Source organism: Streptomyces aurantiogriseus (genome assembly GCF_014649375.1).
Classification (GTDB): Bacteria; Actinomycetota; Actinomycetes; order Streptomycetales; family Streptomycetaceae; genus Streptomyces; species Streptomyces aurantiogriseus.
The window spans coordinates 580,894-603,341 of record NZ_BMSX01000001.1 but is presented as its reverse complement, the minus strand read 5'-3'; the positions used below and the strand labels follow the sequence as shown (position 1 = coordinate 603,341).

The 22,448-nt window shown below is 70.6% G+C and carries 25 protein-coding genes and 2 tRNA genes; 20 read left to right on the top strand and 7 right to left on the bottom strand.

Annotated features, from left to right (window positions below):
* Positions 1-184 precede the first annotated feature (184 nt).
* A complete protein-coding gene (locus IE263_RS02840; RefSeq protein WP_189931765.1) occupies positions 185-1,066 on the top strand; it encodes a bifunctional DNA primase/polymerase in 882 nt (293 codons plus the stop codon).
* Positions 1,067-1,146: 80 nt separating this feature from the next.
* On the opposite strand, the gene IE263_RS02835 is transcribed toward IE263_RS02840, so the two are convergent.
* From IE263_RS02835 to IE263_RS02820, 4 genes are all read right to left on the bottom strand, one after another.
* The gene (locus tag IE263_RS02835) at positions 1,147-2,109 is read right to left on the bottom strand and encodes a hypothetical protein (protein WP_189931763.1); all 963 of its coding nucleotides are present in this window, start codon (positions 2,107-2,109) and stop codon (positions 1,147-1,149) included.
* A 148-nt stretch (positions 2,110-2,257) separates the two neighbouring features.
* Positions 2,258-2,357 (bottom strand) — tRNA-Ser (locus IE263_RS02830).
* A 70-nt stretch (positions 2,358-2,427) separates the two neighbouring features.
* Entirely contained in the window at positions 2,428-2,997 is a 570-nt protein-coding gene (locus IE263_RS02825) for a GNAT family N-acetyltransferase (RefSeq protein WP_189931760.1), read from the bottom strand.
* Complete coding sequence (locus IE263_RS02820) at positions 2,994-3,761, bottom strand: GntR family transcriptional regulator (protein WP_189931758.1); 768 nt, start codon at positions 3,759-3,761, stop codon at positions 2,994-2,996. Before IE263_RS02820 ends, IE263_RS02825 begins: the two co-directional genes overlap by 4 nt.
* Before the next feature lie 469 nt (positions 3,762-4,230).
* Here IE263_RS02820 and IE263_RS02815 point away from each other — a divergent pair, with 469 nt between their 5' ends.
* The 16 genes from IE263_RS02815 to IE263_RS02740 all read left to right on the top strand — a co-directional run bounded on the left by IE263_RS02815 (position 4,231) and on the right by IE263_RS02740 (position 16,551).
* The gene (locus IE263_RS02815) at positions 4,231-4,500 is read left to right on the top strand and encodes a DUF6284 family protein (protein WP_189931756.1); all 270 of its coding nucleotides are present in this window, start codon (positions 4,231-4,233) and stop codon (positions 4,498-4,500) included.
* Positions 4,497-5,354, top strand: a complete 858-nt coding sequence (locus tag IE263_RS02810) for a protein spdB (RefSeq protein WP_308430573.1) — start codon at positions 4,497-4,499, stop codon at positions 5,352-5,354. The genes IE263_RS02815 and IE263_RS02810 overlap by 4 nt, the downstream gene beginning before the upstream one ends.
* On the top strand, positions 5,354-5,701 hold the full coding sequence (locus IE263_RS02805) for an RRQRL motif-containing zinc-binding protein (protein ID WP_189931754.1): 348 nt from the start codon (positions 5,354-5,356) through the stop codon (positions 5,699-5,701). The genes IE263_RS02810 and IE263_RS02805 overlap by 1 nt, the downstream gene beginning before the upstream one ends.
* 2 nt (positions 5,702-5,703) lie before the next feature.
* Positions 5,704-6,021 carry a hypothetical protein gene (locus IE263_RS02800; RefSeq protein WP_189931752.1) on the top strand — a complete coding sequence of 106 codons (318 nt, stop codon included), beginning with the start codon at positions 5,704-5,706 and terminating at the stop codon, positions 6,019-6,021.
* A 2-nt stretch (positions 6,022-6,023) separates the two neighbouring features.
* Complete coding sequence (locus IE263_RS02795; protein ID WP_189932036.1) at positions 6,024-6,332, top strand: hypothetical protein; 309 nt, start codon at positions 6,024-6,026, stop codon at positions 6,330-6,332.
* Positions 6,333-6,423: 91 nt separating this feature from the next.
* Positions 6,424-8,538: an FtsK/SpoIIIE domain-containing protein gene (locus tag IE263_RS02790; RefSeq protein WP_189931750.1), complete on the top strand. Its 2,115-nt coding sequence runs from the start codon at positions 6,424-6,426 to the stop codon at positions 8,536-8,538.
* A gap of 204 nt (positions 8,539-8,742) precedes the next feature.
* On the top strand, positions 8,743-9,210 hold the full coding sequence (locus IE263_RS02785) for a hypothetical protein (RefSeq protein ID WP_189931748.1): 468 nt from the start codon (positions 8,743-8,745) through the stop codon (positions 9,208-9,210).
* Between the two features lie 90 nt (positions 9,211-9,300).
* Positions 9,301-9,996: a class I SAM-dependent methyltransferase gene (locus IE263_RS02780; protein WP_189931746.1), complete on the top strand. Its 696-nt coding sequence runs from the start codon at positions 9,301-9,303 to the stop codon at positions 9,994-9,996.
* Positions 9,993-10,643, top strand: coding sequence for a class I SAM-dependent methyltransferase (locus IE263_RS02775; protein WP_189931744.1), 651 nt, complete (start codon positions 9,993-9,995; stop codon positions 10,641-10,643). The genes IE263_RS02780 and IE263_RS02775 overlap by 4 nt, the downstream gene beginning before the upstream one ends.
* Entirely contained in the window at positions 10,640-11,545 is a 906-nt protein-coding gene (locus tag IE263_RS02770) for a bifunctional DNA primase/polymerase (protein ID WP_189931742.1), read from the top strand. The genes IE263_RS02775 and IE263_RS02770 overlap by 4 nt, the downstream gene beginning before the upstream one ends.
* Positions 11,542-11,934, top strand: a complete 393-nt coding sequence (locus IE263_RS02765; RefSeq protein WP_229910763.1) for a hypothetical protein — start codon at positions 11,542-11,544, stop codon at positions 11,932-11,934. The genes IE263_RS02770 and IE263_RS02765 overlap by 4 nt, the downstream gene beginning before the upstream one ends.
* Positions 11,931-13,163, top strand: a complete 1,233-nt coding sequence (locus IE263_RS02760; RefSeq protein ID WP_189931740.1) for a DUF3631 domain-containing protein — start codon at positions 11,931-11,933, stop codon at positions 13,161-13,163. Before IE263_RS02765 ends, IE263_RS02760 begins: the two co-directional genes overlap by 4 nt.
* A gap of 163 nt (positions 13,164-13,326) precedes the next feature.
* The gene (locus IE263_RS02755) at positions 13,327-13,512 is read left to right on the top strand and encodes a helix-turn-helix transcriptional regulator (RefSeq protein ID WP_189931737.1); all 186 of its coding nucleotides are present in this window, start codon (positions 13,327-13,329) and stop codon (positions 13,510-13,512) included.
* A gap of 64 nt (positions 13,513-13,576) precedes the next feature.
* Complete coding sequence (locus IE263_RS02750) at positions 13,577-14,938, top strand: tyrosine-type recombinase/integrase (protein ID WP_189931735.1); 1,362 nt, start codon at positions 13,577-13,579, stop codon at positions 14,936-14,938.
* A 321-nt stretch (positions 14,939-15,259) separates the two neighbouring features.
* Complete coding sequence (locus tag IE263_RS02745; protein WP_189931733.1) at positions 15,260-16,006, top strand: class I SAM-dependent methyltransferase; 747 nt, start codon at positions 15,260-15,262, stop codon at positions 16,004-16,006.
* A 224-nt stretch (positions 16,007-16,230) separates the two neighbouring features.
* Positions 16,231-16,551, top strand: a complete 321-nt coding sequence (locus tag IE263_RS02740) for a hypothetical protein (protein WP_189931731.1) — start codon at positions 16,231-16,233, stop codon at positions 16,549-16,551.
* A 135-nt stretch (positions 16,552-16,686) separates the two neighbouring features.
* Here IE263_RS02740 and IE263_RS02735 read toward each other — a convergent pair.
* Positions 16,687-16,773, bottom strand: a tRNA-Ser gene (locus IE263_RS02735).
* Positions 16,774-16,836: 63 nt separating this feature from the next.
* A complete protein-coding gene (locus tag IE263_RS02730) occupies positions 16,837-18,381 on the bottom strand; it encodes a S1C family serine protease (protein ID WP_189931729.1) in 1,545 nt (514 codons plus the stop codon).
* Between the two features lie 301 nt (positions 18,382-18,682).
* Between IE263_RS02730 and IE263_RS02725 the strand changes: the two genes are divergently transcribed.
* From IE263_RS02725 to IE263_RS02715, 3 genes are all read left to right on the top strand, one after another.
* The gene (locus tag IE263_RS02725; protein ID WP_189931727.1) at positions 18,683-19,540 is read left to right on the top strand and encodes a glycerophosphodiester phosphodiesterase; all 858 of its coding nucleotides are present in this window, start codon (positions 18,683-18,685) and stop codon (positions 19,538-19,540) included.
* A gap of 193 nt (positions 19,541-19,733) precedes the next feature.
* Positions 19,734-20,372, top strand: coding sequence for an ATP-binding protein (locus IE263_RS02720; protein WP_189931724.1), 639 nt, complete (start codon positions 19,734-19,736; stop codon positions 20,370-20,372).
* Positions 20,373-20,578: 206 nt separating this feature from the next.
* Complete coding sequence (locus IE263_RS02715; protein ID WP_189931722.1) at positions 20,579-21,544, top strand: DUF5926 family protein; 966 nt, start codon at positions 20,579-20,581, stop codon at positions 21,542-21,544.
* A gap of 276 nt (positions 21,545-21,820) precedes the next feature.
* On the opposite strand, the gene IE263_RS02710 is transcribed toward IE263_RS02715, so the two are convergent.
* A complete protein-coding gene (locus tag IE263_RS02710) occupies positions 21,821-22,432 on the bottom strand; it encodes a hypothetical protein (protein WP_229910762.1) in 612 nt (203 codons plus the stop codon).
* Positions 22,433-22,448: the final 16 nt, after the last annotated feature.

Sequence of the window (22,448 nt, the reverse complement as noted above, 5' to 3'; positions counted from 1 at the left end):
TCAGATACCTGCGCCTGTCAAGGTCACGGGACGGGCGGACGAACACACCTGCCCGGCGGCACGGAAGCACCGCCGCACAGACGCGTGACCACCCACCACCCCGGCACATCTCCGGCCGATCCACCCCTGGCGCGCCACCCCGGACCCCCTTCCCTTTTTCGAACGCGTGTACGAACATAGAGCCATGGCCACCACCGACCGGTACCCCCGGCAGGCCACCACGCTGGCCCTCGCCCACGCCCTGTCGGCCGCCGAACGCGGCCTGGCCGTCATCCCCCTGTCCCGGACGAAGCTCCCGGCCCTGCGCTCCCCCCACCGCGACGACCCCACCGCCCCGCCCTGCCACGGGGAGTGCGGCCGCCCCGGCCACGGCGTCCACGACGCCTCCACCGACCCGGCACGCATCCGCGAGCTCTTCGCCGCCGCCCCCTGGGCCACCGGCTACGGCATCGCCTGCGGCCTGCCCCCGCACCACCTGATCGGCGTCGACCTGGACACCAAGTCCGGCGCCGACTCCTCGACCGCCCTGCGCGAACTGGCCCTGCGCCACCTGTTCACGATCCCGCCCACCGTCGTCGTCCTCACCCCCTCCGGCGGCCGCCACCTCTGGCTCACCGGCCCACCGGACGTCGTCGTCCCCAACTCGGCCGGCCGCCTCGCCCCCGGCATCGACATCCGCGGCGCCGGCGGCTACCTGGTCGGCCCCGGCTCCCGCACCGACCACGGCGTGTACGCCACCGCCCCCGGCACCGCCCACCTCGCCCCGGCGCCCTGTCCCCGCGCCCTGCTGCGCCTCCTGCTGCCCCCACCCCGCAAGCACCACTCCGCCCCGCTCTCCGCGGCCGGCGGCGCCCACGGCCGCGGCCTGATCCAGTTCGTGCTCGCCGCCCACGAGGGCCAGCGCAACACCCGGCTGTTCTGGGCGGCCTGCCGGGCGTACGAGGACGGAATAGGACCGGAACTGGCCGACGTCCTGGTCGACGCGGCCGTACGGACGGGCCTGACGGCACGCGAGGCGCGGTCGACGGTGGAGTCGGCGGCACGGATGACCGGCCATCACTCCTGAAGACCGGGGAACACCAGGTGAGCCAGGCCGCAGGTCGGACCGGCCGGGACCCGGCCGCTCACCTGAGCCGTCGTCAGCGGCTACGGCCGCCTGCGGCGGCGTCGCCACTGCCATGCCGCTGCCACTGCGCAGGACGCCGTGGCCAGGGTGATACCCAGCACGGGCCACCTGCTCCCCGCGAACCGCAGGTCGGCGAGGATCACGGTGAAGATCAGGCCCAGGGGAATCACCAGCGAGAGGAGAGCTTTGGCAGCGGCCGCCAGCATCTCGGGTTCGACCCTCGCGGTCCGCCGTGGCCGAGCCACCGGCTCGCCTGAGTAGAAGGCGGTGGCCCGGTCCAGAAGGTGATCGGTGGACCGGCTGTACGACAGGCCCAGGTACGGGAGCCAGACGAGAGGCGCGACCAGGGCGACCAGGAGCACGACGCCGAGCAGGGCGTAACGCCCCGCCTGGGCCGACCACCGCGCCGGGCCCCCCGTCGTCGCCTCACCCCCCGGCGAGATCAGCCCCAGAACACGCGCCATCCGCATCGTCAGCCCCCACAGGACTGCCACGCGCCCTCTTCCCTTTCCCGCCCTGCCCTTTTCAGTGAGTGACAGGTCCGTCAGCACGGCCCGCGCCTGGTCGACGTCCTCGTACACCCCTTGCAGGACCATGAGTTCGGCGCCGCGGACGGGAGTGGTGGGGTCCCGCCCTTCGAGGGCGGCCAGCTCCAGGCAGATACGCGCCTGGCTGAGCAGTGCCGCGCAGAACGCGAACGGCGCCAGGATCAGCAGCGGGCCACCGACGAGCGCTCCTTCCGCGACGACCTGGCGCTTGCCGCGGGAGAGCGCCAGGGCTCGCAGTTCGGCCGGGGCGGCGTCAGGGTGCTCCGTGCGCATCCGGGTCACCGAGCGCGCGGCGGCCGGGCCCATGTGCCGGACCGCGTAGGAGGCAAGAATTTCGGGCAGGTGCCGCGGGTCCGCGGCCGCCGCCCTCAGCACCGATCGCGACAGAGCAGGGTCTTGCAGCGCGTCCGTGTCGTCGGGAGATCGGCCCGGCACAGGTCACTCCGCCCCCGGGACAGGGCAGGGTCTGCCCGGCCCCAGGATCCCCAAATGCGACATATGTCATATGTAGCACAAACGTCATACAGAAGGGGTGCCTCTCACGAGAGACACCCCTTCTGACCTGCAAGGCTCATGACCTCTGCGGAGGCGGTGGGATTTGAACCCACGGTGACATCGCTGCCACGACGGTTTTCAAGACCATCCGGTTTCGCGTGGCCAGACAGCCCTTGACCTGCATCTACGGCACGTTGCGCCCCACAAGAGTGGCCATGTTGGCCAGAGGATGGCCAAAGGCGCCCAGGAAGGGGCACCTCAAGCCGCGAACGGAAGCCGCGCGGGCGCTGGCGTACGGTCCGTGAATCCGTGATCTGCGGGCCGCGCCGCTCGCTGTGCGAGCCACCCCGAGACCCGTGGGCCACCGTTCACCGCAGCGCCCTCCCGGACCGTACGGACGTACGTGAAGCCCTGGGCGAGGTAGTACCGCTGGAGCGCCCCGTTCGTCGTCCACGCGTCCAACCGAACCCACCGGGCGCCCGCACGGTGCGCCCGGTCACTCGCCCAATCGAGCAGCCGACCACCAAGGTTCTGCCCGGCGTACTCGCGGGCCACGGTGAGCTTGTTGACGAACATCGCCGGTTCGGCCAGTTCCTCGTCAGTCCACAGACCGTCTTCCGCGTCCGGGGTGAGCGTGATGGTGCCGGCGGTGGTGTGCCCGTCGCGGAGCATGAACACTGTGCCCGCTTCGATCGTGGCCAGCAGCTTGTCAGCCGGGTACGGGCGGCTCCACTGGTCGGAACCAAGGCCGCGCAGCCAAGCTGCGGCTTCCTCACGGAAGGCCAGCAGCTTGGCCACGTCGTGCGGCTCTGCGGGGGTGATGATCACGTGTTATCGCTCCGGGCGGCAAGGTCGCCGATCTCGTAGTTCATCCGGTTCAGGTCCCCCCGGAATGTCGTGATGGTGCACCGGATAGGGCGGTCTGCCGAGTAGCCGGTTCGCGTCCAGAGAAGCACTGGCACACCCGCTCCGATCTCCAACAGTCGGGCCTCATCCGGTGTCGGCATCCGCGCCGCGATTTCATCGAAGTACCCAACCTGCTCGATGCCCTGAGCAGCCAGGTACCGCGTCGTTCCCTCAGCGATGTCTCCGGGCTCAGCCAGTCGTGGCGACGCGTCGACCAGCCACGACGGATAGTAGGTCGCCTGTGTGGACCAAGGGACGTCGTCCACATAGCGATGACAAAACCGCAATACCGTCTTCGTACTGGGCTCGACCTTGAGACGCTCAGCGATCTCCTGCGACGCCGGCAGCATCTCGACACGGAACGTCTGGTGCGGCCGTCGTCCCGCGTTCGTCACGTCCGTGTTGTACGCGTCGCCGTTCTGCGGGAACGTCAGGTTCTCGAAGCGAGACGCGTTGAGTTCGAACACCTCGTGAGACTTGACCTCATAGCCGAGTCCCTGGCTTGACGAGATGAGCCCCTCACTGACCAGCAGGCTTAGGCCGTTGCGGATGGTGTTCCGCGACGCATCGAAACGCTGCTGCAGGTCGTTCTCTGAAGGCAGCCGCGCCCCTGGCGCATAGGTGCCGTTGGCGATCTCGCGGCGCAGGACGTCGGCAACTTGCCGGTACTTCGGCTGCTTGTTCATGCCTTCATCATGACGCACTCGCGCAACTTGTTGGTACATGTGGACCCCAATCGCTTGACGACTCACTGTCCGTGGGTGCAGCATCACTGCATCAGCTTGTACCAACAAGCTGACCAGGTGGTGCAACACCTAAGTGTGCCCATCTATGCCCGCCCGGAGGAAAGCCCCCACAGGGGTGAGTACGAAGGAAGCGGCGGTTGCTTGAGAACTCAACAGAGTGCTTTTGAGGGAAGCCCGCCCCACCTCTGCGAACAAGAGGGCGGGTGCGCACGGGTTCTGTCCCGTGCGCGGTACAGCGCATCCCCGACCCCCGCAGCGGTTCTGCGGGCCGGTTGCCTCCGCTGCGCGTCTCGCACGTGCAGCGCTGAGGGGAGCCGGATGTTCCGACTTCAACGGCGCGCACCCACCGGAGTTGCAGCTCCGGTGGGTGCTGTTCGGGCCGTTTCACCTGCTAGGGAGACCACGACCCATGGAACACATCGTCACTGTTCAGGACGTTGTTACCGCGTTCGCCGACTGGATCGAGCCGACGGATGCGGAGTTGGACGTGATCGAGCAGGAGTCCCCGCTGATCCTGGCGGAGGTCGACCTGTTGGACGCGCAGATCATCACGTTGGACCGCACCCCGACCGAGCTGGACAACCGGCGCATCCGCCGGGCCCGTAACCGTGTGCTGGCCGCGCGGCGGGACCTGGTCAACCGTACGGCCGGCGCGAGCGCGCCGGGAGGTGCGGCGTGAAAGCCAAGACCGTACTGCCCGCCGTCGCGATGACGGCGGTGTCCATGGTGCTCACCCTCGCCGTGGTCATGATGTGGCTGGGCACGGCCGTTCCGTGGCCGGTCGCCCTGGTCGTCGGTCTCGGCATCGACGGGGGATGGCTGGCCACCCTCGCCTACGAGCGCCGTCTGGCCGCGCAGGGCGACCACAGCCGCGCGGTGACCGCCGTGGGCTGGTTGTTCGGTCTGGTCGCGGCCGGCGTCCTGGTCGCGCACGCGCTCACCGCTGAGGAGTCCGCCGGGGCGTGGCTGGCCGTGGCGTGGCTGCCCATCGCGGCCAAGGCTCTATGGCTGGTGCACGGGCTGTGGGAGCGCACCGCGCTCACCCCGGCCGCCCTCGGGGCGATCCGGGGGATCCAGCAGGAAGCCCGCGATGAAGCGGCCGTGGCCCGCGCCCGGCTGCGCGCCGAAGCCTCGACCGAGGAGACCCGGCTGACGGCCGTGACGGAGGCCGGTGCCCGCGTCGCTCGCGTCCAGGCCAAGACCGCCGACGCCCTTGCCGGGGCGTGGTCGACGCTGGAGACGGCGCGGGCGGGTGAGGACACCGGCAGGGCGCTGACCAGTGTGACGGCCCGCGTCACGCCCGGTGTCACGCCCCGGTGGGAGCTCCCGGTCTGGGGCCCCATGGAGCCCGTTCCCGCGCTGGAGTCGGGGCCCGCGCTCACGGATGAGGCGCTGGACGCGCTGGTCGACGAGATCCGGCACAGCGAGGTTCCCGCCCTGTCCTACCGGGAGATGGCCACCCGCTTCCGTGGGGCCGGTCACTCCGCCTCCGAGGTCCGTCTTCGGGCCGCGTGGAAGCGCGTGGTGGCCTGATGGGGGCGCTGCCGGTGTTCCGGTGGCGCCTGGCCCCGGACGGTTACGCCACCCGCCGCCAACTGCGGGCGCGCGGTCTGCGCCCCGGCGGTCAGGACGTGGCCGCTCAGCTCGAACGGCCGCGCCGCCGCCGTGGGCCGCTGGTCGCCTACCTCTACCGGGTCGACCTGGCCAAGCCGGTACGGCCCATGACCCCGGCCAGGTGGGCGGCTCTGGCCAAGGCCAACACCGCCCGCCGTACGTGCCCGCAGTGCCGGCGTGACGCCGGATACGTCATCCCGCCGTCGCTGGGCACGTGCGTGCCCTGCGCCCACCCCGACCCTGCCGAGTCCCTGAGGAGTTGCTGACCATGGGCAAGCCCGACACCCGCAGCATCGACCGCGAGATCCAGAAGGTCACGCGCAAGCTGGAGGCCGTCCGCCGGGGCGAGATGTGGCCCCTGACCAGCTCCGAGCGCCGCGCCGTGATCGGCGCGCTCGCCGGCGGCTCGTACCGGGTCCTGCGCGGCAAGAGCACCACCCGCGCGGAGAACCGGCTGGACTCCGTCGCCACCTCCGCCGAGACCCGGCTGACCGCCGAGATCACCGCCCTGCACATGGAGCGGCAGCGCATCTTGCGCGAGCACGCCGCCGCCAAGGCCGCCAAGAAGGCGTCCCGGTGGTGGTGAGCATGCCGCCCGCCGGCCGCCGTTGCCCGGCCGCGCACCCGGAAGACCCCACGCCGTGCGTCGGTTCGGTCGTGGTGACCGTGCTCGACCGCGTCAACGCGGGTGCGGACGGCTGCGAGCACCACGGCGCCCGTCTGCTCGCCTCCCTCGCCGGGGGACGCGTCTACGCCCTCCCGCACGCCGCGCCCGGTACGGCCATCCGCGTGTTCACCGCCGCCGCCGGTATCCGCCCGTTCTGCTGGCTGGACGGCCCCCGCGTCGAGCCGTCCCAGCTCAGCGAGATCGAGAACCGCGCCCGTCACGGCCGCTGAACACCGCCGCCCGCCCCGCCCGCCCGGTTGCCGGGCGGGGCGCCCCCGACCGACTTCCGCCCCGTCCGGGGCAGTCAGGAGTGCTCCCGTCATGGGTAACACCGTCGTCCACCTGCACAAGACCCCCGACCCCGCCACCGTGACCACCCTGACCGTGGTCCCCGACCCGGTACCGCCCGCGCCCGTGCCGCTGTGGGTGCGCTCCGGGCGGGCTGTCAAGCACGCGGTCACGCACGAGCGCACGCAGACCACCGCCCGCACGGTCGCCCGACACGGCCTGTACGTGGTGGGCGGGGCGCGGATTGTGGGCCGCCGTACCTGGGACGGCAAGACCGCCGCACGCTACGAGCGGTTCATGAGGGCGGCGGAAGCCGCGGGGGACATGGACGCGGCGATGGAGTGGGAGGAGCGGGCGCAGCGCTTCCGCGACGCCCGGCACCGTCGGCGCATGGACCTGCTGCATTCCCCGGTCGACGCGGCCAAGGGAGTTGCGGTCACCACCGGCATGGGCATCGGCTCTCTGGTCGCTCTCGGGGTCGTCATGGCCATCGCCACGAAGGACGTGACGGACGTCGTCACGCCGCTGATGGCCACCGTGGAGTTCATCAACCTGCTGATCACGATCGTGCAGGTGGTGTGGGGCCCGCTGGTCACCCTGGGCCCGTTCCTCGCCCTGCTCGCCCTGTGGGCGGTCGGCAGCAAGCAGCAGGCCGCACCGCAGTGGGCTCTTCCTGCCCAAGTCCGCAACGGCGAGGGTGAGCCGATCACCCCGTCCATCGTGGTCAAGGCCCTGCGCGACCTGGGCGTGCCCGCCCTGCGCAACGCCATCAAGGACATGGGCGACGCCGGCGCCTCGATGCTGTCCCCGATCGTGATCGCCGGATGCGGCGTGGAAGTCGACGTCACGCTCCCGTCCGGGGTGTCCACGAACGAGGTGCAGAACAAGCGCCGCAAGCTTGCCGAGAACCTCACCCGGCACGAGCACGAGGTGTTCATCACCATCCCCCAGGCCGCCCGCACGGTCCGGCTGTGGATCGCCGACTCCGGCGCGCTGGACGAACCGATCGGCCCGTCCCCGCTGGTCACCGACGAGACCATGACCGCCGACTACGCCAAGGGCCGCGCCCCCTGGGGACAGGACCTGCGCGGCGATGCGGCATCGCTGAGCCTGTATCAGCGGCACTTGCTCATCACGGGGCTGTCCAACCAGGGCAAGACCGCCTCCCTGCGGGCACTGGCGCTGTGGGCCGCGCTGGACAAGCGGGTTGAGTTCCGCATCGCCGACCTCAAGGGCGTGGGCGACTGGGCCATGTTCGACGGCCTGGCCACGGTGCTCATCCAAGGTCCGACGGATGAGCACGTGATCGAGGCGACCGAGATGGTTGAGGACGCCCTGGACGAGATGAACCGCCGGATCGAGGCGCACCGGCTCGACCCCGACGCGGTGTTCGATCCGCTGATCTGCATCGTGGACGAAGCGCAGGTCGCGTTCATGTGCCCGGCCGTGGACGAGGACAAGCGCCCCTACGGCGGGTCCAAGGCCACGTCCCGGTACTTCATGGCCGTCCGCAAGATCCACAACCAGGGTCGTGCGGTCGACGTGCTGATGTGGCAGGGCACTCAGGACCCCACCGACCAGAACCTTCCCAAGCTGGTCCGCGAGGGCGCGCACACCCGCGCCGCGCTCGCGCTGGGCACCGAGTCGCAGGCCGTCATGGCGCTCGGGGAGAAGGCCGTCAACGGCGGCGCCGCCCCGCACCTGCTGCGGCAGGGTCTGGACAAGGGAACCCTGGTCGTGGCCTCCGACGGGATCGAGATCCCCAAGGGGCAGTCGTCCCTCACAGTGCGCACGCACTACATCGACGACGACGAGGCCAAGGCCATCACCGACCGTGCCAAGGCCATCCGCGACGGAGTCACCACCCTCCACAGCATCGAGCGGGGCGAGGAGCGTGACCCGCTGGCGGACGTCGCGGGCGTCATGGGCGACGCGGAGCGCTCATACACGCAGGACGTCCTCAAGCGGCTCGCGATCCTCAGCGAGGACGCCTACGGCGGCTGGACCTTCGGCGACCTCAAGCGCGTGCTGGAGGCCGCCGGGGTGGAGGCGTACAAGTCGCACGGCCGCATGGTCGTCCGCCGTGACGACGTCGCCCGCGCCCTCGCCGACCGCGACGACGAGGGTTCCACTTCCGCCTCCGAGTAGCGGGGAGGCGCACCCTCCCGCGCCGGGGAGGCGGGGAGAACTCCCCAACCGCCTCCCCGCCCCGCCTCCCCCGCGTTGATCAGCGAAAACACCGTTTCGGGGAGGCGGGGAGGCGCCCCAGGTCAGACCCTCAAAACCCCCTCTGCACGCCACCCGGCAGGGGGTGTCCCTGCCTCCCCAACCCAGCACCGGAAGGGATTCCGCATGTACCCCGAGCACACCGACAACGCGCCCGCCTTACGGGCCGTGGAAGTCCACCACCCCACTCCTATTACCCCCGCCGCCGTGGCGCCGGCGCCGCTCGCCCCGGTCCAGCCGCACGGCGTGCCGGCGGTCGCGAGTGTCGTCCTCCCGGACGGCCGCGTCGTCACCGGCTACGCGGTCGCCCCCATGCAGCCCGAACCGGTCGCCGCCAAACCGGCCGTGTCCCGGACGGCGGTGAACGTCGCCCTCGGGGGCGTCGGGTTCCTCGCTGTGTGCGGCGGGCTGCTGCTGCTGACCACGTTCATCACCGCCCTCACGGCGCTGATCACTCAGCTCATCACCCTCGCCGCCGTCATCTTCGGCGGATGGATCGCCGTGCAGACCTTCAGCGGCCGCGACCACAGCAATGGCGGCACGACGGTCAACATCCGCAAGGCCGTCATCAAGCGCAACCGCTTCTACCAGTAGCTACGCCAAGGGCGACCCCCACGTCTCGCCAAAGAACCGGGGTCGCCCTTGCCAACCAGCCCACTACAGACCTGTTGGAGGTCTCCCAGCATGACGCAACCCGCCCCCTTCCGGCGAGTGCACGGCCGACGGCCGCGCCTGCTGGACCTGTTCTGCTGCCAGGGCGGCGCCGCCAAGGGCTACGCCGACGCCGGGTTCGATGTGACCGGCGTCGACGTCGCCCCGCAGCCCCGCTATCCGTTCCCCTTCGTGCAGGCGGATGCGGTCGCGTTCGTCCTGGAGCACGGTGCAGAGTTCGACTTCATCCACGCGTCCCCGCCGTGCCAGCACGACAGCGAGTGCCAGCGCATCCGCAGCAACACCCACCCGGACCTGATCGCCCCCACCCGCACCGCGCTGGAGACGACCGGGCGGCCGTGGGTCATCGAGAACGTACGCGGTGCCGTCCCGAAGCTGCGCGAGCCGGTGATGCTGTGCGGGCGGATGTTCCGGCTGGAGAACTACCGCCACCGGTTCTTCGAGACCGGCGGAGGCTTCCGTCTCGACCAGCCCGGCCACCCGCCGCACCTGGTGCCTCAGGCCAAGATGGGGCGCCCCGTCCCGCCCGGACACTACGGCCAGTTCGTTGGCAACTTCGCCGGCGTCGACCTTGCCCGCCGGGTGCTCGGGGTGCCGTGGATGAACCGCGACGGCATCCGCGAGTGCATCCCGCCCGCCTATACCCACCACATCGGTGCCGCCGCGCTCGCCCTGCTCGCCGCCGACCGTCTGGGGGTGGCCGCGTGAACGCCCGGGTGCTGCCGCTGCGGCGACCGAACGGGCGGCGGGTGCTGGACGTGTGCTGCGGCGCCGGCGGCCTCTCGATGGGCTACTACCTCGCCGGGTTCGACGTCGTAGGCGTCGACATCCGCCCGCAGCCCAACTACCCCTTCCCCTTCGTCCAGGCCGACGGCATCGAGTACACCGCCGCCCACGGCCACAACTTCGACCTGGTCCACGGGTCCTGGCCGTGCGAGCGCTACGCCACCGTGACCAGGTGGCGCGGCAACCCCGACGACCACCCCGACCTGATCGGCCCCGGACGGGAGGTCATGCAGGCGACCGGGCGGCCGTGGGTCATCGAGAACGTCCCCGAGACCGCCACGGCCGGGCTGCTGCGCCCGGACTACCTGCTGTGCGGAACCCAGTTCGGCCTGAAGGTCCGCCGTCACCGCGTCTTCGAGACGTCGTGGGGCGGCGGCGGGGACCTGGTCCCGCCGTGCTGGCACCGCAGGGGCCTGCTCGCCTTCGAGCACAAGAACGAGCGCGCCTACGCCGACGCCATGGGCTGCACCTGGATGACCAACCTCGAAGCACGCAAAGCCGTACCCCCTGCCTACAGCCACTTCATCGCCACCCAGTTCCTCGCCCTGGAAGGGAGGACCGCAGCATGAACCACCACCTCCTGAACGCGGCCCTGGACGCTGCCGAACATGGCTGGCACGTCTTCCCCCTGCGCCCCGGCAGCAAGCGCCCCGCCCTGCACGGCGAGCAGGCATGCCCCCGCACGGGCCCCTGCACGAGCGGTCACCTCAAGTGGGAGCAGCGAGCCACCACCGACCCCGACCGCATCCGCGCCACCTGGTCACAGGCCCCGTACAACGTCGGCATCGCAACCGGCCCCTCCGGTCTGGTCGTGGTCGACCTCGACATGCCCAAGAACCAGGACAAGAACAAGGGCAGTTCGGACGCGCCTAACGGCGCGACAACCTTTCGAGCGCTCTGCGAGCGCGCCGGCCACGCCGTCCCGGCCACCTACCGGGTGCGGACCGCGAGCGGCGGAGTCCACCTGTACTTCACCGCCCCGACCGGCATCCGGCTCACCAACACGGCAGGGACCGTGGGTGAGTTGGTCGACACCCGGGCGTGGGGCGGGTACGTCGTCGCCGCCGGATCCCTCACCCCCGCCGGACCGTACGAAGCGCTGTGCGGCCCTGAGGCGGCCCCTCTGCCCCGGTGGCTGCAAAGCATCCTGCAACCTGCCCCCAAGCCGTCTCAGTCGCCTTCAGGGGTCGTAGCGGGGCAGTCCCGCCGATATGCGGATGTAGCACTCGCCTCCGAGACGCGGAACGTCGCCACGGCCCAACCCGGGGCGCGGGAAGCGACGTTGTTCCGCGCGGCGCGCGCCCTGGGGCGCTTCGTCGCGTGGGGCGACCTCCCCCGTCACGTGGTCGAACAGGCTCTTCAGGAGGCGGGGGAGGCGGCCGGCCTCGCCGTGTCCGAGTGCCGCTCCACCCTCCGCAGCGCCCTCAACTGGTCCATCACCCACAACCAGCGCAGGGGGACGGCGGCATGAGCACCCCTCCCCGTCCCCCTCTGAAGAGCGTCACCCCCACCACGGCCGGACCGCACGCCGCTCCACAGCCTGTGGGCACGGCGGCCGTGGGCGGGCCGAAGGGCGCCGCCCGCAAGGGCGTCCCCACTGCTGTTGGTTCTGACCCGACGCCCGACCGACCCGGGATCCGCATCTACGCCCCGCCGGTCTACCGCCACCACTATGACGGGGCCCGCTGGTCCAAGCGCTACGGCGACACCCCCACCGCCGCCTACGCCTGCCCCTGCGGCCACACCGCCACCGCCACCGGCCCACAGAACGTGGCCGACCTGGTCAACGACTACGCCGCACACAAGCACTTCTGCACCGGCACCCCCGCCACGCTCCCCGAACGGAGGACCGCCGCATGACCCCGCCCGCCATCGACGGCGCCGCCCTGCTCGACGAGGTCGAAGCCTTCCACCGCCGCTTCAACGTCTTCCCCACTGAGGCCGCCTACGTCGCCGTGGTGCTGTGGGACGCGCACGCTCACCTGATCGAGTGCTTCGAGACCACCCCCCGCATTGCGTTCCTTTCCCCGGAGCCAGGGTCGGGTAAGTCCCGCGCGCTGGAGATCGTGGAACTCCTCACCCCCCGCCCGGTCACCACGGTGTCCGCGTCCGCCAACGCCCTCTACCGGCTGGTCGACTCCGCCGCCGGCCTGCCCACGGTGCTGTTCGACGAGGTGGACACCATCTTCGGCCCCAAAGCAGGGGCGGATGAGGCGCTGCGCGGATTCTTGAACGCCGGGTGGCGCCGCACGGCCGGCGCCCTGCGCTGCGTCGGAGAGGGGTCCAACCAGAACGCGCAGATCTTCAACTCCTACTGCGCCGTGGCCATGGCGGGACTCGGCTCCCTGCCGGACACCGTGCTGACCCGCTCGGTCATCATCCGCATGCGTAAGCGCGCCCCGAACGAGAAAGCCGAGCCCTACCGCCAGCGAACCCACGAGAGGCAGGGTCACGCCCTGCGCGAGCGACTCGCCAAGTGGGCCGACACCGTGCGGGAACAGGTCGCGGAAGCCTGGCCCGAAACGCCAGAGGGTGTCACCGACCGTCCAGCGGACGTATGGGAACCGTTGCTGGCCGTCGCGGACGCGGCCGGCGGCGACTGGCCCAAGCGGGCCCGCGCCGCCTGCCTGGAACTGGTCAGCGCCGCGCACGACAACGACGAAGCTTCTCTAGGGGTTCGTCTCCTGACCGACCTGCGCGACAAGGTGTTCTGCGGCGAGGACCGCATGCCCACCGCCGCCATCCTCGAATGCCTGCTCTCCATGGACGACGCCCCATGGAGCGATCTGGACGACAAGCCGATCAACTCCCGCACTCTGGCCCGTCTGCTGAGTCAGTACGTCACCCCGGCGAACAAGCCGATCAAGCCGCGCACCTTCCGCACCCCGTCCGGGACCCCGAAGGGCTACTACGCGGAAGACCTCACCGACGCCTGGACGCGCTACTGCCCCCCGCCCGCCGACGAATCCGCAACATCCGCAACGTCCGCAACATCGCAGGTCAACTGCGGTGAATCTGTTGCGTCACCCCCCACCCCGATCCGCAACACGGCACCTGCATCCGCAACACAGCCCGCTCTCTCAGACTGACCCACCCCGGCACTTCCCTCGCCGCCACACCGCCCCGGTGTGGCGGCACCCATCCGCAACACTCCCGCTATCCGCAACAAACCCGAGGCTCTGACCTGCGTTGTTGCGGTGTTGCGGCTGTTGCGGAACCCCCGGAAGAAGAGAAGACGAAGGAGTACCCGCCTTGGCCCGCCCCAAGATGCTCAAGCTCCCGGAAGTCCTCGAAGAGATCGAGATGAGCCGCGCCGCCTTCTACCGGATGCGCGCCCGTGGTATGGCCCCGAAGCTCATCAAGCTGCCGAACGGACAGATCCGTTGTCGCCGCAGCGACTTGGACGCGTGGTGGGCCAAGCACGAGATCGCTGCCTGACCGTTGACCGACCCGAAGGGGACCCTGCCGATTGGCAGGGTCCCCTTCCCCGTGAAGGAGCACAATGCACAGCTACGACGTGCGTATTTGGAGTGTCCGGAAGCGTCCGAGCAAGGCGGCTCCATTCCAACTCCGCTGGCAGGTCGACGGCACGGAGCATCAGGAGAAGTTCGCCACCAAGACGCTCGCCGACGCCCGCCGCGCGGAGCTGCTGACCGCGACGCGCAAGGGCGAGCCGTTCGACACGGAAACCGGGCTGCCGGTCTCCGAGGTGCGGGAGCGGAACCGCACGAACTGGTACGCCCATGCCCGCGCGCACGCCGCCCGGAAGTGGCCGACGGCAGCAGCGAAGCACCGCGCGAGCATCGCGGAGAGCCTGACCGTCGCCACGATGGCTCTGTGTCCGACGGGGAAGGGTCGTCCGTCGGACGACGTCTTGCGTCGGGCGCTCTACCAGTGGGGGTTCAACGCGGGACGCCACGACCAGGAACCGCCGGAAGCGGAGGCCAAGGCGTTGGCGTGGGTGGAGCGCAACGCGCCGGCCGTGGTCGACCTGGACAGCGCCAAGCGTGTGCGCACGGTGCTGGAGCACCTGGCCAAGCGGCAGGACGGCAAGCCGGCCGCCGCCAACACGTTCCGGCGCCGCCGCGCGGTGCTGAGCAACTGTCTGCGCCTGGCCGTGGAACACGAGCTGCTGCCCGGCAACCCGCTCCATCGCGTCCACTGGGAGACCCCTAAGGCTGTGGAGGAGCTGGACGTGCGGAGCGTCGCCACGCCGGCGCAGGCACGCGCCCTGTTGGACGCCGTCCGCGCGCAGGGTCCCCGCGGTGCCCACCTGGTCGCGTTCTTCGCGTGCATCTACTACGCAGCGATGCGGCCCGAAGAGGTGTCCATGCTCAGCGCCGACCAGTGCGACCTTCCCTCGGAGGGGTGGGGACGGCTCATGCTCGCCGGCGCCCGGCCGCAGGTGGGATCCGCCTGGACCGACGACGGCAAGCCGTACGAGGAACGGCAGCTCAAGCACCGGGCCCGCCGCGCCGTCCGGCCGGTACCCATCCCGCCCGTGCTGGTCGGCATCCTGCGCGCCCACCTCGAAGCATTCGGGACCACGGCCGAGGGGCGTCTGTTCAGCGCAGTACGGGGCGGGCCCGTCCGGTCACAGGAGTACGGCGCGGTATGGAAAGAGGCCCGTAAGAAGGCGCTCACCGCCGCGCAGGTCGCCTCTCCACTGGCCGCGATCCCGTACGACCTGAGGCACGCCTGTGTGTCGTTCTGGCTCCGTTCCGGGGTGAGCCTCGCCGAGACAGCCCGCCGCGCGGGACAGAGCGTCGCCGTCCTCCAGCGCTACTACGCCAAGGTGCTGGACGGCGAGGAAGCGAAGATGAACGCGTTGATCGAGCAGGGGTTGGCGGAGCATGAGGGCTAAGTGCCTGTGTCACATCCTCTTTCCGCAGGTCACGATGCCCTGAGGCTGGATGGTGATCGGGTTTACCGTTCGGTTGAGCGTCGATGGACGCCGAACCGAACGGCAGCCGGAGGGATCGTCAGGCGGCTGCAGCAAGGGGCGTTGGGATCGCGTCGGTCTGGCGGTTGCGTCGGGACGATCAGCTTCAGCCGGGGCGCCCCGTCCCTGCCCATGCAGCCACCGTACGAAGCGAGGGAGGCCGTCAGGAACCCTTGCGACGCCGTGTCGGGGCAACGACGCCAAATGCTGTGCCAGGCCCATCGGACCGCCGAGGATGGTCCAATGACGATCACTTCGCAGGCCCGTTCCTTCGACAAGGCTGCCGCCAGCTATGCAGCGAACCGCCCTTCGTATCCGCCCGCCCTGCTCGATGCGGTCGAGGAACTCGCCGACCGCCCCTTAAACGGTGCCCGTGTCGCGGACATCGGCGCCGGCACGGGACTGGCAACCGCCCTCCTGCACGCCCGCGGCGCCCACGTCATCGCGGTCGAGCCCGGTCCCGCAATGGCCTCCCAGCTCCGCCTCACCCTGCCCGACGTCCCCGTCGTCCTCGGTGACGGCAACAACCTGCCACTGGCTTCAGAGTCCATCGATGTCCTCACCTATGCCCAGGCCTGGCACTGGACCGACCCGCACAAGTCCGTCCCGGAAGCCCTCCGAGTACTGCAGCCGGGCGGCGCACTCGCCCTCTGGTGGAACGACTCGGACAGCGCCGTCGGCTGGATAGCCGCCCAGGACACCCGATTGCGTCGCCTGTTCGGCGCGGAGGACAGCCAACCCGACCCCATGGCCCGATTCCGCCGTCTTCCGCCCGAACTGAGCTTCGTCACCCGGCAGGTGTCATGGACGAGGAGCGTCCCACTCGAAACGCATCTCGCGAATCTCGCCAGCTACTCCGACTTCCTCGTCCTCGGCAAGAAGGCCACCGAGACGTTCCTGGCCACAGAGCGCGACCTCCTGGCTGAAGCCTTCCCGAACGGGATGGTCAAGGAGCGCTACGTGGTCAGCTTGGCTGTGGCTATGCGATAGCGCCCTGACCTGTGTCTGAGCCCCGCTCAACTTGTCATGCGAGGCTCAGACACAGGCTCTAAGAACCACGCCGTGCAAAGATCGAGAAGGCAGGCACCCGCTCGTTCCCTCTCCGATAGTCTCCCCGCGCCAAGATCACCGAGCCCGAAGCCAGATTCGGGCCGACTGCGCGACGGGGTTACGGGACTTCGCGGCTTACGTCGCCTCACGGACTGGAGAACACCATGCCCGGATGGGCCGTCATGCGAGCCCTCGGTCTGGCGGAACTTTCCAATTACACCGTCTACCGTGAACTGGAGGGGACCGAAGCCGAAGCCCTGGCCGGGATGCTGCGCATCATCGACACCTTTGAGGAGGCTGTCACCGCAGCAGGGCGTCGACGCCAGAGGAGACAGGTCTTCCGCGTCTCCGAACGCAGCTACTTTGTGCGCGTCGAAAACCGGATGTCTATCCATGAGGCTCACTTCATCCTCGCCGAACTCATAGCCGACACCCACACCGACGGCCTCCCCGACACCGCCGGTGGTTTGACGGAGACGCCGTGATTCCTGGCCGCAGGTTGGCCGCACGCGCTGGTCAGAGGTGGGATACCGGCGAGTCAGGGTGAGACAGGGTCGCGCCGAAGGGGTGCCGCTCCGGAGAGTGGCACCCCTTCTGACCTGCAACGCTTATGACCTGTGCGGAGGCGGTGGGATTTGAACCCACGGTGACATCGCTGCCACGACGGTTTTCAAGACCGTTCCCTTCGGCCGCTCGGGCACACCTCCCCGCGCCGCAGGTGATCGGCGGCGCGGGGACAAGAGTAACGGGTGGGCACGCGCCCGTGGGTGTCAGCTGTCGCCCTTGCGGGAGCCGAGGGTGAGTTCGACGGTGTGGGTCTTGCCGTCGCGCTGGTAGGTGATGGTGACCTTGTCGCCGGGCTGGTGGGTCCAGATCTCGCCGATGAGGGTGGGGCCGCTGTCGATCACCGTGTCGTCGAGCTTGGTGATGACGTCACCGGCCTTGAGGCCGGCCTTGTCGGCGGGGCCGCCCGACTCGACTGCGGCGGCGCTGCCCTCGCCCTGGTCGATGATCTTCGCGCCGTCCGTGGAGTCCGCCAGGGAGACGGACGCGCCGATCTTGGCGTACACCGGCTCGCCGGTCTTGATGAGCTGCTGGGCGACGTACTTGGCCTGGTTGATCGGGATGGCGAAGCCCAGGCCGATCGAACCGGACTGGCTGGTGCCGCCCAGGCCACCGTTGCCGGTGGACTGGATCGCGGAGTTGATACCGATGACGTTGCCCTGCGCGTCCAGCAACGGGCCGCCGGAGTTGCCCGGGTTGATCGAGGCGTCCGTCTGCAGGGCACTCATGTAGGAGGCGCTGTTGCCGGTGCCGTCGGACGAGGCCACCGGGCGGTTCTTCGCGCTGATGATGCCGGTCGTGACCGTGTTGGACAGGCCGAAGGGGGCACCGATCGCGATCGTCGAGTCGCCGACCGCGACCTTGTCGGAGTCGCCGAGGGTCAGGGGCTTGAGGTCCGAGGGGGCGCTCTTGAGCTTGATGACGGCGACGTCGTAGCCCTCCGCGTGACCGACGACCTCGGCGTCGTACTTCTTGCCGCTCGGGAAGGTGGCCGTGACCTTGCCGCCGTCGACCGCCTCCGCGACGACGTGGTTGTTGGTGACGATGTGGCCCTGGGTGTCGAAGACGAAGCCGGTGCCGGTGCCGCCCTCGCCGTTGCTGGACTCGGCCTCGATGGTGACGGTGCTGGGCAGCGCCTTGGCGGCGACCGCGGCGACGGTGCCCGGGTCGCGCTTGACGGAGCCGCCGCTGTCGGAGGCGGAGACGGTGGTGGAGCCGGTGTCGTCGTTCTTGGCCAGGGTGTAGCCGAGGCCGCCGCCCAGACCGCCGGCGACCAGCGCGGCCACCAGGAGCGCGGCGACGAGTCCGCCGCGTCCGCGGCGGGGCTTGGGGGGCGTGGGCTGCTGGTAGGCGGCGCCCCAGACGGGCGGTTCACCTCCGGAGATGCCGCCGAAGCCGTCGGCGTACGTCGGGGTGGCCGGCGGCGGGGGCGGGGGCCAGTGGCCCTCGGGCGCGGTGGCGCCGTGCGGGACGGCGCTCTGAGGGGCGGAGGGCGGCGGCCAGTCGCCCTCGGGCGCGCTGCCCGTGCCGTGCGCGGGGGCCGGGGGCGCCGCCGGGAGAGGGGTGGTGGGCGCGCCGGTGTCGGGCGCGGGCGGCTGTGCCTGCGTCTGAGCCTGGGGCTGGGGCTGGGGCTGGGTCTGCGCCTGTGCCTGCGGGGAGGCCGAGGGAGATTCCACCGGCACGGGGGGTGCGGACGGGGCCGGGGGAACCGTGGGGGTGCCCTCGTTGGTGCCCTCGTTCTCGGTGCTCACAGCTCTTCTCCTCGATCCACGGCTGTTGTCCTCGGTCGCACTCGGTCACGTTCGTTCACGCTGTCGTCGACCCGGCGCTCTGCAGCTGTGCTTGTGCTGGGTGTACGTCTCAGCTTTTCCCACGGGCCGTCAGAGCACCATAAGCGGTGGCTGTGGGTCCATGGCCAGTCCTTACAATGGATATTTCTTTGTAATTCGGGCATTTCCCCGGAACATCTCAGAGGGTTCTCAGACAGCCGGTCCCGACGCCCGTGCATCCTCCGGCCGGACGCGTACCCCGCCTCGGTGGCACCATGACGCGGTGACCCACGCACGGCAGCAGCACCCCATTCAAGTCGTCGCCCACCGCGGGGCCTCCGAGGACGCCCCCGAGCACACCCTGGCCGCGTACCGGAAGGCCATCGAGGACGGGGCGGACGCCCTCGAGTGCGATGTGCGGCTGACCGCGGACGGCCATCTCGTCTGCGTGCACGACCGCCGCGTCAACCGTACGTCCAATGGCCGTGGAGCCGTCTCCGCCCTCGAGCTCGCCGACCTCGCGGCGCTGGACTTCGGCTCCTGGAAGGCTCGGGAGCCGCAGGAGACCCCCGGGACACCGGGATCCCGGAGCACGCGCGTGGAGGAGCCGGACTGGGTCGTGCGCCCCGAGGACCGCGAGCACACCTCCGTGCTGACCCTGGAACGACTGCTGGAGCTGGTCGCCGACGCGGGACGCCGGGTGGAACTGGCCATCGAGACGAAGCACCCCACGCGCTGGGCGGGACAGGTGGAGGAGCGGCTGCTGCTGCTCCTGAAGCGGTTCGGCCTGGACGCGCCGGCCACAGCCGCCGAGTCCCCGGTGCGGATCATGAGCTTCTCGGCGCGTTCGCTGCATCGCGTGCGTGCCGCCTCGCCGACGCTGCCGACGGTCTATCTGATGCAGTTCGTCTCGCCCCGGCTGCGCGACGGACGGCTGCCCGCCGGCGTCGGCATCGCGGGTCCCTCGATCCGGATCGTGCGCAACCACCCCGCCTATGTGGAGCGGCTGCAGCAGGTCGGCCACCAGGTGCACGTGTGGACCGTGAACGAACCGGAGGACGTGGACCTCTGTGTCGAGCTGGGGATCGACGCCATCATCACCAACCGCCCGCGCGCGGTGCTGCGCCGGCTGGGCCGCTGAGCCCGCCCGAAAAGCACGCCTTCGCCCCAAAGGAAGTCACAGAAGTCCCACAAGCCCCATCCACACCTCTTGACCACACCATTCACTTACAGCATCCTCCGTTCTCAGCCATACCGAAGAAATCCAGCCACCCGAAAACGGTTCCCTCACGGGGAGTGCTCCGGCGCGTTCGCTCCGTATTCGGTCGTTGCGAGTGCGTCACCGCACATGGATTGGCCGGTTTCCGGTACAGGCCAATGGGGCATCCACACCGTGGCGTGGGGCGAAGGAGGTCTCGGGGGTGGCGTTGGTGGTGGCACAGGAGGTGCCCACGTCGTCGAGCATGGCCGTACCCCATGGCCCTGCGGGCGTGGGGAAGGCGAGACACCGCATGCGCGATCAGCTGCGCACCGGCGGGGTCTCGGAAGCGGTCATCGACGATGCCGTACTGATCCTGTCGGAACTTCTGAGCAACGCGTGCAAGCACGGCCGGCCCCTGGGCGACGCCCTCGCCGGGGACGGTGACGTACGGGCGGCGTGGCGCGTCGACCCCGGTGGCCGGCTCGTCGTCGAGGTGACCGACGGCGGCGGCCCGACCCGCCCGGCCCCGGCCACTCCCTCGGTCACCGCGCACGGCGGCCGCGGGCTCAACATCATCACGGCGCTCGCCGACGACTGGGGCGTGCGGGACGACGCCCGCGGCGAGGTCACGGTGTGGGTCGTCGTCCACGAGGACGTGTACGACCCCGACGCCGCAAGCCGGCGCGACGACTTCGCCTCCCGGGTCGCAGCCCCGCCGGTGTCGTCGATGCCCGGCCTGGACTTCGCGGACGCGTTCGACGACCTGGACTGACGCGGTTCGGCGACCTGGACCGGGGGACCCGGGAGGGGGACTTTGGAGGGGCCCCGCGAGTGACGGGGGTGGTACACCGCTCGTCCCCCGTCCCGGTCCGTCCGTTGTCCACATGCCCGTCCGTTGTCCACGGGTTCCCGTGACTGCCCGTGCGAACGGCTAGGCTCCCGCCCGTACAGGACGAGCCGTACCCGGGAGACACCCAGATGGCCAAGAAGCGACCCCAGACGAAGGCCAAGCGGCCGCAGCTCACCGAGGGGGAGATCCCCGTCGTGGGCGCCCGGGAGCCCTGCCCCTGCGGCAGCGGCCGCCGCTACAAGGCCTGTCACGGCCGGGCCGCCGCACACGCCGTGACCGAGCTGGTGCACCGCCCCTTCGAGGGCCTGTCCGGCGAGTGCGACTGGGTGGCGCTGCGCGAGCTGGTCCCGGCGGCCACGGTCGAGCTGACGCTCCGGGGCGGCCTGCCCGAGGGCGTCCCGTCGGTCACGCTCGCCACCGTCCTGCCGATGGCCTGGCCGGCCCTGCGCCGCGACGACGGCTCGGTCCTGCTCGGCCTGCAGAACGACACGGCGTCGGGTGACATCAGCCGCGACCTCGCCGACACCCTCAAGCGCGCCCTGGAGGCGCAGCCCGGCACGCCGATCCAGGGCCGTCGCGCCCCGGCCGACGGTCCGCGGATGCAGGATCTGCTCGACTCGGAAGGCGCGTTCGAGCCAGTTGTGCACAGCGGCTTCGAGTTCTGGGTGCCGGACCCGGAGAACGCGACGCCGGAGGTGGCCGCCTCCCTGGAGCGGGCCAACGCGGCGGCGATCCCGACCGTGAAGCTGACCGGCGTGGACTCGGCGTACTGGTGCGAGACGCCGGAGAAGAACCACCTGCGCTGGGTCATGCCGCACCCGGAGGAGCAGCTTCTGGACGCCCTCGCGCGGCTGCACGCGGCGGGCCGTTCGAGCCTGGGCGAGGGCACCCGACTGGTGGGCTCGTTCCGGGCGCACGGCCTGACGGTGCCGGTCTGGGACCTGCCGAGCGAGGTCTCCGCGGAGGACGTGGAGAAGCCGGCCGCCGAGTTCGCCGAGCGTCTCGCCGCCGCCCTGGCCTCGGACGCACCGCTCTCGGCCGAGGAGCGACGTGCCCGCGGCGGCCTCACCAACCGACAGGTGACGCTCAGCTGACGCACAGGTCCGGACGCCGGTCCGGCTGACCGGCCGGTCAGCACCTTGGCGCCGACGGAAGACGTGACTCCGCTCACAACTCCCGCCCGGACAAGGGGAGTCGACACCAGAAGCAGCCATCTTCCGGTGTCCGGAAAGCCGATGAAAACGGGAGATCGAATTTGCTTGGAGCCGATCTCTTGTTACCGTTCCAATAGCCCGGTTGCTGGTGCATCCCCCGTCGCCAGCAACCGGGTCTTTCCATGCGGGGCTCCGTTCACGCTTGGGCGTCGGACGTCAACTCCCGGTATCCGCCGGGGAGTTGCTCCCGGAGCGCAGCAGCAGCGGCCCGTCGCCGCCCGCCCGCGCGAACTCCGAGACCGCCGTGTACGCAGCCGGCTCCCCCCGACCGGGCTCACGGGGCGTCTCGCAGACGCCCGGCTCGTCGTCGGCGCCCACCGCGCAGCGCATCCGCACCGTGCGCCCACGGGGCCCCATGAGGCTCAGGACGGCGTCCAGGGCGCGGCCGGTGGCGTTGCGGTAATAGGTGCGCGCCCAGGTCTCCTCGCCCTGCGTCAGGACACAGGTCTGCGCCTCGACGCCGTCGGGGGAGGTGAGTTCGGGACCACAGCGGGCGGCGGTGGCCAGGCCGAGCAGCAGGGGGGAACGGGAGGGTTCGGCGGGGGGCGCCTTGGGGTCCGTACCGTCACCGCCCGAGGGCAGCGGCCTCACGGCGGACCCCGGCGTCGATCGCTCTTCGTCAGCCAGGGTCCCCGTGGACACCATGACCAGAGGCAGTGCGATCGCGCCCACCACGGCGCCCCCGAGGGCAAGGAGACGAACCCATCGGGGACCGGGCCCGCCGCGAAGCCGCCATCGGGCGCCGTGTCGCCCAGAGTGTCGCTGCATGGACCGGAAGATAAGG